This window comes from Amycolatopsis bartoniae, assembly GCF_014191255.1.
GTDB classification, from domain to species: domain Bacteria; phylum Actinomycetota; class Actinomycetes; order Mycobacteriales; family Pseudonocardiaceae; genus Amycolatopsis_E; species Amycolatopsis_E bartoniae.
The window spans coordinates 58111-65000 of sequence record NZ_JACHWH010000003.1; the positions used below are offsets into that span (position 1 = coordinate 58111).

At 70.3% G+C, this 6890-nt stretch carries 7 protein-coding genes; all 7 read left to right on the plus strand.

Going from position 1 to position 6890, the window contains the following annotated elements:
- Position 1 precedes the first annotated feature (1 nt).
- Genes argF through tyrS form a run of 7 tightly spaced genes read left to right on the plus strand, consistent with a single transcriptional unit; the run spans position 2 to position 6568 of the window.
- A complete protein-coding gene (gene argF, locus FHX82_RS16950; protein WP_145938982.1) occupies positions 2-928 on the plus strand; it encodes an ornithine carbamoyltransferase in 927 nt (308 codons plus the stop codon).
- Complete coding sequence (locus FHX82_RS16955; RefSeq protein ID WP_145938981.1) at positions 925-1413, plus strand: arginine repressor; 489 nt, start codon at positions 925-927, stop codon at positions 1411-1413. The genes argF and FHX82_RS16955 overlap by 4 nt, the downstream gene beginning before the upstream one ends.
- Before the next feature lie 28 nt (positions 1414-1441).
- The gene (locus FHX82_RS16960; protein ID WP_145938980.1) at positions 1442-2641 is read left to right on the plus strand and encodes an argininosuccinate synthase; all 1200 of its coding nucleotides are present in this window, start codon (positions 1442-1444) and stop codon (positions 2639-2641) included.
- Positions 2642-2646: 5 nt separating this feature from the next.
- Positions 2647-4071 (plus strand): argininosuccinate lyase, encoded by a 1425-nt coding sequence (argH, locus tag FHX82_RS16965; protein ID WP_145938979.1) that lies wholly within the window; start codon positions 2647-2649, stop codon positions 4069-4071.
- Positions 4072-4075: 4 nt separating this feature from the next.
- Positions 4076-4660: a VOC family protein gene (locus tag FHX82_RS16970; protein WP_145938978.1), complete on the plus strand. Its 585-nt coding sequence runs from the start codon at positions 4076-4078 to the stop codon at positions 4658-4660.
- Entirely contained in the window at positions 4657-5271 is a 615-nt protein-coding gene (locus FHX82_RS16975; RefSeq protein ID WP_145938977.1) for a DNA-3-methyladenine glycosylase, read from the plus strand. The genes FHX82_RS16970 and FHX82_RS16975 overlap by 4 nt, the downstream gene beginning before the upstream one ends.
- Positions 5272-5293: 22 nt before the next feature.
- Positions 5294-6568 carry a tyrosine--tRNA ligase gene (tyrS, locus tag FHX82_RS16980; RefSeq protein ID WP_145938976.1) on the plus strand — a complete coding sequence of 425 codons (1275 nt, stop codon included), beginning with the start codon at positions 5294-5296 and terminating at the stop codon, positions 6566-6568.
- Positions 6569-6890: the final 322 nt, after the last annotated feature.

Genomic DNA, 6890 nt, shown 5'->3' on the forward strand with positions numbered 1-6890 from the left:
CATGCCCCGCCACTTCCTCCGCGACGACGACCTCACCCCCGAGGAGCAGCTCGCCGTCCTCGACCTCGCCGACGAGCTCAAGAAGGACCCGCTCGGCAACCGCGCGCTGGGGGGCCCGAAGTCGGTCGCGGTGCTGTTCGAGAAGAACTCCACCCGCACCCGGATGTCGTTCGAGGTCGGCATCAGTCAGCTCGGCGGTCACCCGATCATCGTCGACGGCCGCTCCATGCAGCTCGGCCGCGAGGAGACCATCGAGGACACCGCGCGCGTCCTCTCGCGGTACGTCGACGCGGTGGTGTGGCGGACGTTCGCGCAGCAGCGGCTCAACGCGATGGCCTCCGCGGCGAGCGTGCCGGTCGTCAACGCGTTGACCGACGAGTTCCACCCGTGCCAGGTGCTGGCCGACCTGCAGACCATCCGCGAGCGCAAGGGGAAGCTCGCCGGGCTCACCCTGACCTACCTCGGTGACGGCGCCAACAACATGGCGCACTCGCTGATGCTCGGCGGCGCCACGGCCGGGCTGCACGTCCGGGTCGTGTCGCCGGAGGGGTTCCAGCCGCTCGCGGAGGTCACGCAGGCGGCGAAGGAGCGGGCGGCGCAGACCGGCGGCGGCGTCGCGGTCTACACCGATCCGAAGGAGGCCGTCGAGGGCGCCGACGTGCTCGTGACGGACACCTGGACGTCGATGGGGCAGGAGAACGACGGGCTCGACAGGGTCACGCCGTTCCGCAAGCTGCAGGTCAACAGCGAGCTGCTGGCCCAGGCGGCGCCCGGCGCGATCGTCCTGCACTGCCTGCCGGCGCACCGCGGCTGGGAGATCACCGACGAGGTGCTCGACGGGCCGGCGAGCGCGGTGTGGGACGAGGCCGAAAACCGGCTGCACGCACAGAAAGCGCTGTTGGTGTGGTTGCTGAGCGAACGACGATGAGTCGCGCGGCTCGCCAGGCGCGGATCACCGAACTGGTGTCCACGATGGCGATCCGCAGCCAGACCGAGCTGGCCAAGCTGCTGTCGGCCGAGGGCATCGAGGTCACGCAGGCTACGTTGTCGCGGGACCTCGACGAGCTCGGCGCCGTCAAGCTGCGGGGCGCGGACTCGGGCGCACCGGTGTACGTCATCCCGGAGGACGGCAGCCCGGTGCGCGGGGTGCAGGGCGGTACCTCCCGGCTGTCGCGGCTGCTGGCCGAGCTGATGGTCTCGGCGGACTGCTCGGGCAACCTCACGGTGCTGCGCACGCCGCCCGGCGCCGCGCAGTTCCTGGCCAGCGCGATCGACCGGGCGGCGCTGGAGGAGGTCGTCGGCTCGATCGCCGGCGACGACACGGTCGCGGTGATCGCCAGGGAGCCGCTGACCGGACGGGACCTGGCCGACCGCTTCACCGCGCTCGCGCGGCGGTCGTCTACTTTGGACTGAAGACTTCGAGGAACAAGGAGAACGGGCAATGACGGAGCGGGTAGTGCTCGCCTACTCGGGCGGGCTGGACACCTCGGTGGGCATCGGCTGGATCGCCGAGGAGACCGGGGCCGAGGTGGTCGCGGTGGCGGTCGACCTCGGTCAGGGCGGTGAGGACCTGGACACGATCCGCCAGCGCGCGCTGGACTGCGGCGCGGTCGAGGCCGTCGTCGCCGACGCGCGGGACGAGTTCGCGAACGAGTACTGCCTGCCGGCGCTGCAGGCCGACGCGCTCTACATGGACCGCTACCCGCTGGTCTCCGCGCTGTCGCGGCCGGTCATCGTGAAGCACCTGGCGGAGGCCGCGAAGTACCACGGCGCCACGACGGTCGCGCACGGCTGCACCGGCAAGGGCAACGACCAGGTCCGCTTCGAGGTCGGTCTCGGCGCGCTGGTGCCGGACCTGAAGGTCATCGCCCCGGTCCGCGACTTCGCATGGACCCGCGAGAAGGCGATCGCCTACGCCGAGGAGCGCAACCTGCCGATCGACGTCACCAAGAAGTCCCCGTTCTCGATCGACCAGAACGTGTGGGGCCGCGCCGTCGAGACGGGCTTCCTCGAGGACCTGTGGAACGCGCCCACCAAGGACGTCTACTCCTACACCGAGGACCCGACGGTCAACTTCCAGGCGCCGGACGAGCTGGTCATCACGTTCGAGAAGGGCGTGCCGGTCGCGATCGACGGCAAGCCGGTCACGATGCTGGAGGCGATCCAGCAGCTGAACCAGCGCGCGGGCGCGCAGGGTGTCGGCCGGCTGGACATGGTCGAGGACCGCCTGGTGGGCATCAAGAGCCGCGAGGTCTACGAGGCGCCGGGCGCGATCGCGCTGATCACCGCGCACCAGGAGCTGGAGAACGTCACCGTCGAGCGTGACCTGGCCCGGTTCAAGCGCCAGGTCGGGCAGCGCTGGACCGAGCTGGTCTACGACGGCCTGTGGTTCTCGCCGCTCAAGGACGCGCTGGACGCGTTCATCGCCAAGAGCCAGGAGCACGTCACGGGTGAGATCCGGCTGCGCCTGCACGCCGGCACCGCGGTGGTCACCGGCCGCCGCAGCGAGCACTCGCTGTACGACTTCAACCTGGCCACCTACGACGAGGGCGACACGTTCGACCAGAGCCTGGCGAAGGGCTTCGTCCAGCTGTGGGGCCTGCCGAGCAAGATCGCCGCGAAGCGCGACCAGAAGAGCTGAGGTTCATGACCGAGGGACACCAGCCGGTGCAGCTGTGGGGCGGCCGGTTCGCCAGCGGGCCGGCCGAGGCGATGGCGAAGCTGTCGGCCTCGACCCACTTCGACTGGCGCCTGGCGCCCTACGACATCGCCGGTTCCAGGGCGCACGCCCGCGTGCTGCACAACGCGGGCCTGCTGTCCGAGGACGAGCTGGCCGCGATGCTGAAGGCGCTCGACCAGCTCGCCGACGACGTCGCGTCGGGCGCGTTCACGCCCACTCTCGAGGACGAGGACGTGCACACGGCGCTCGAACGCGGGCTGCTGGAGCGGGCGGGCACCGAGCTGGGCGGCAAGATCCGCGCCGGCCGGTCGCGCAACGACCAGGTCGCGACCCTGTTCCGCATGTGGCTGCGGGACGCGGCGCGCCGCACGGCGGCGGGCGCGCTCGACGTCGTGGACGCGCTGGTGTCGCAGGCGAAGCGGCATCCGGACGCGATCCTGCCGGGCCGCACGCACCTGCAGCACGCGCAGCCGGTCCTGCTGGCGCACCACCTGCTGGCGCACGCGCACGCGCTGCTGCGGGACGTGAGCCGGCTGCGGGACTGGGACGACCGCACGGCCGAGTCGCCGTACGGCTCGGGTGCGCTGGCGGGTTCCTCGCTCGGCCTCGATCCGGAGGCGGTGGCGAAGGAGCTGGGCTTCGCCGCGAGCGTCGAGAACTCGATCGACGGCACGGCTTCGCGGGATTTCGCGGCGGAGTTCGCGTTCGCGCTCGCGATGCTCGGCGTGAACCTGTCGCGGATCGCCGAAGAGGTGATCATCTGGAACACCGCCGAGTTCGGCTACGTGACGCTCGACGACGCGTGGGCCACCGGCAGCTCGATCATGCCGCAGAAGAAGAACCCGGACGTCGCGGAGCTGACCCGCGGCAAGTCCGGGAGGCTGATCGGCAATCTCACCGGCCTGCTCGCCACGCTCAAGGCGATGCCGCTGGCGTACAACCGGGACCTGCAGGAGGACAAGGAGCCGGTCTTCGACTCCGTCGAGCAGCTGGAGCTGCTGTTCCCCGCGATCGCCGGAATGCTGGGCACGCTCACGTTCCACACCGGACGGCTCGCGGAGCTGGCGCCGGCCGGGTTCACGCTGGCCACCGACATCGCGGAATGGCTCGTGCGCCAAGGGGTTCCGTTCCGCGTCGCCCATGAGGCGGCGGGGGAGTGCGTCCGGGTCGCGGAGTCGCGCGGCGCCGGCCTGGAGGACCTGACGGACGAGGAACTGGCGAAGATCTCGCCGGCGCTCACGCCGCAGGTGCGTGAGGTGCTGACAGTCGAGGGTTCGGTCGCCTCGCGCGACGCCCGCGGCGGCACGGCTCCGGCTCGCGTCGCGGAGCAGCTCTCGCGGCTGGAGGACAGGGTGACCGGGTTCCGGGAGTGGGTTTCCGGTACACATTGAGCCTGTGACGATCGACCACCTGGTCTACGCGACACCGCACCTCGACACGACGGTGGCGGTGTTGCGTGACCAGGGCATTCCCCTCACGGCCGGTGGTCCGCACGTCGGGCGCGGCACCCGGAACTTCCTCGCGGGCCTGGGCGGTGACACGTACCTGGAGGTCATCGGCCCCGATCCGGAGCAGCCGGACCCGGCGGAGCCGCGCTCGTTCGGCATCGACGAGCTGACCGGGCCGCGCCTGGTCACGTGGGCGGCGCGGGTCTCGGGCTTTCCGGACCCGGAGCTGCTCGGCCCGATCCCCATGTCTCGCCGCCGTCCGGACGGTGTCCTGCTCGAATGGGAGCTGGCGTTTCCGCCCGGCGGGGACGGGCTGGTGCCGTTCCTGATCGACTGGCACGACTCGCCGCATCCCGCGGAGACGCTGGAGCACTCCGTCCGGCTGGTGTCGTTCCGCTGCGTGCATCCCTCGCCTGAGGTCATCGCGCGCGAGGTGGGGGCGCTCGGGCAGTCGCTCCGGATCGACCGGGGCGACCGGCCCGGCCTCGAAGCCGAGCTGACCACGCGAACGGGCAGCGTGATCCTGCGATGAGGCTGTTCGAGCGCGAAGAACTCGCCGTCGACCCCCTGGACCTGGCGCGACTGCTGCTCGGTGCGGTGATCGAGACGACGACGCCGGAGGGCACGGTCGCCGCCCGGCTCGTCGAGGTGGAGGCGTACCGCGGGCAGGACGACCCGGCGTCGCACTGCTACCGGGGACGGACCCCGCGCAACGAGGTGATGTGGGGCCCCGCCGGGCACCTGTACGTCTACTTCGTGTACGGCATGCACTTCTGCGCGAACGTCGTCGGGTGCGAGGACGGCGAGCCGGGCGCGGTGCTGCTGCGCGCGGCCGAGGTCGTCTCGGGCGTGGACGTGGCGAAGGTGCGGCGCAAGGCCGCGCGCCGGGAGCACGAGCTCGCTCAGGGGCCTGCCCGGCTGACCTCCGCGCTGCGGATCGGTCCCGAGCACAACGGTGCGGACCTGACCGATCCGAACTCGCCCGTGCGCCTCCTGGCGGGAGACCCCGTGGAGCGGATCCACACCGGACCGCGGGTCGGGGTGGCGGCCGCGATCGACGTCCGGTGGCGGTTCTGGATCGACTCGCCCGCGGTGTCGGCCTACCGCCGCGGCGGCCGGGCCACCCGGAACAAAGCCGGTTGACCTGGTACGGGAGTATCGAGACGTGAGCGAACACATCCTCGACGAACTCTCCTGGCGCGGGCTCATCGCGCACTCCACCGACCTCGACGCGCTGCGGAAGGACCTGGACGCGGGCCCGCTCACGCTCTACGGCGGCTTCGACCCGACCGCCGACAGCCTGCACGCCGGTCACCTCGTCCAGCTGCTGACCCTGGCCCGGTTCCAGCAGGCCGGGCACCGGCCGATCGCGCTCGGCGGTGTCGCCACGGGGCAGATCGGCGACCCCCGGGACGTGGGGGAGCGCACGATGGTGAGCCCGGAGCTCACCGCGGCGCGGTTCGAGAAGATCCGGGCCCAGCTCGAGAAGTTCGTGGTGTTCGACGACTCGCCGACCGGGGCGTTGATCGAGAACAACATGAACTGGTTCAAGGACGTCTCCGCCCTGGAGTTCCTGCGTGACGTCGGCAAGCACTTCTCGCTGAACTCGATGCTCGCGCGGGACACGGTCAAACGCCGGCTCGCCTCCGACGGCATCTCCTACACCGAGTTCAGCTACCTGCTCCTGCAGTCGTTCGACTACCTGCAGCTGTACCGGAAGTACGGGACGAAGCTGCAGATCGGCGGCAACGACCAGTGGGTGAACATCATCGGCGGGGTCGACTACATCCGGAAGGTGGACGGCGGCACGGCACACGCGCTGACGACGCCGCTCGTCACGGACTCCGAGGGCCGGAAGTTCGGCAAGTCCACCGGCGGTGGGAACGTCTGGCTGGACCCGTCGCTCACCTCGCCGTACGCGTGGTTCCAGTACTTCGTGAACGTCGGGGACGCCGAGGTGATCCCGTACCTGAAGATGTTCACCTTCCTCGGCCGCGAGGAGATCGACGAGCTCGCCCGGCTGACCGAGGAGAAGCCGCAGCTGCGAGCCGCGCAGCGGAAGCTCGCGGAGGAGCTGACCACGCTCGTGCACGGCGCTGAGCAGACGAGGCAGGTCACGCTGGCGAGCCAGGCGCTGTTCGGCCGGGGGGAGCTGACCGAGCTCGACGAGTCGACGCTGGACGCGGTCATGGGTGAGGTGCCCACCGCGGACGTCCGGCTGTCCGACGAGCCGACGATCGTCGACCTCCTGCTCGCGCCCGGACTCGTGGACAGCAAGGGCGCGGCGCGGCGCACCGTGAAGGAAGGCGGGGCGTACGTGAACAACGTGAAGGTCGCCGACGAGGAGTGGCGCCCGAACGCGTCCGACGCGCTGCACGGCCGGTGGCTCGTGGTGCGCCGGGGCAAGCGGACCACCGGTGGCGTCCGTTTGCTGGCCTGACCTGCGGTTTCGCCCTTAAGGGACCCCCCTGTTTCAGGGGGGTTCGGGGGCATGTAATCTTCTCTTCGTCGCCAGGGAGACCGGGCGGCGCGGGGATCACGAACCAAGCTCCCACCGAGTGTGGTAGAGTGGGTGGTCCTGGCCTGGACGGATGTCCACCCCCCGAGGAAATCTCCGGATTACCGGTGGGGTAGAGTCTGGTCCAGACACAACAAAGCTTGAAGATATGCAGAGACTTCTGCGTGTTGTTTGAGAACTCAACAGTGTGCTAGTGAACTAAGCCAGTAGAGCTTATTATGTAACCTCGTTTGAGGTTCCTTTG

Bases quoted from the DNA above. Each gene is read 5' to 3' on its own strand.
- FHX82_RS16960 (WP_145938980.1), top strand. From the start codon at position 1,442: ATGACGGAGCGGGTAGTGCTCGCCTACTCGGGCGGGCTGGACACCTCG.
- FHX82_RS16955 (WP_145938981.1), top strand. From the start codon at position 925: ATGAGTCGCGCGGCTCGCCAGGCGCGGATCACCGAACTGGTGTCCACG.
- argH (WP_145938979.1), top strand. From the start codon at position 2,647: ATGACCGAGGGACACCAGCCGGTGCAGCTGTGGGGCGGCCGGTTCGCC.
- FHX82_RS16975 (WP_145938977.1), top strand. From the start codon at position 4,657: ATGAGGCTGTTCGAGCGCGAAGAACTCGCCGTCGACCCCCTGGACCTG.
- argF (WP_145938982.1), top strand. From the start codon at position 2: ATGCCCCGCCACTTCCTCCGCGACGACGACCTCACCCCCGAGGAGCAG.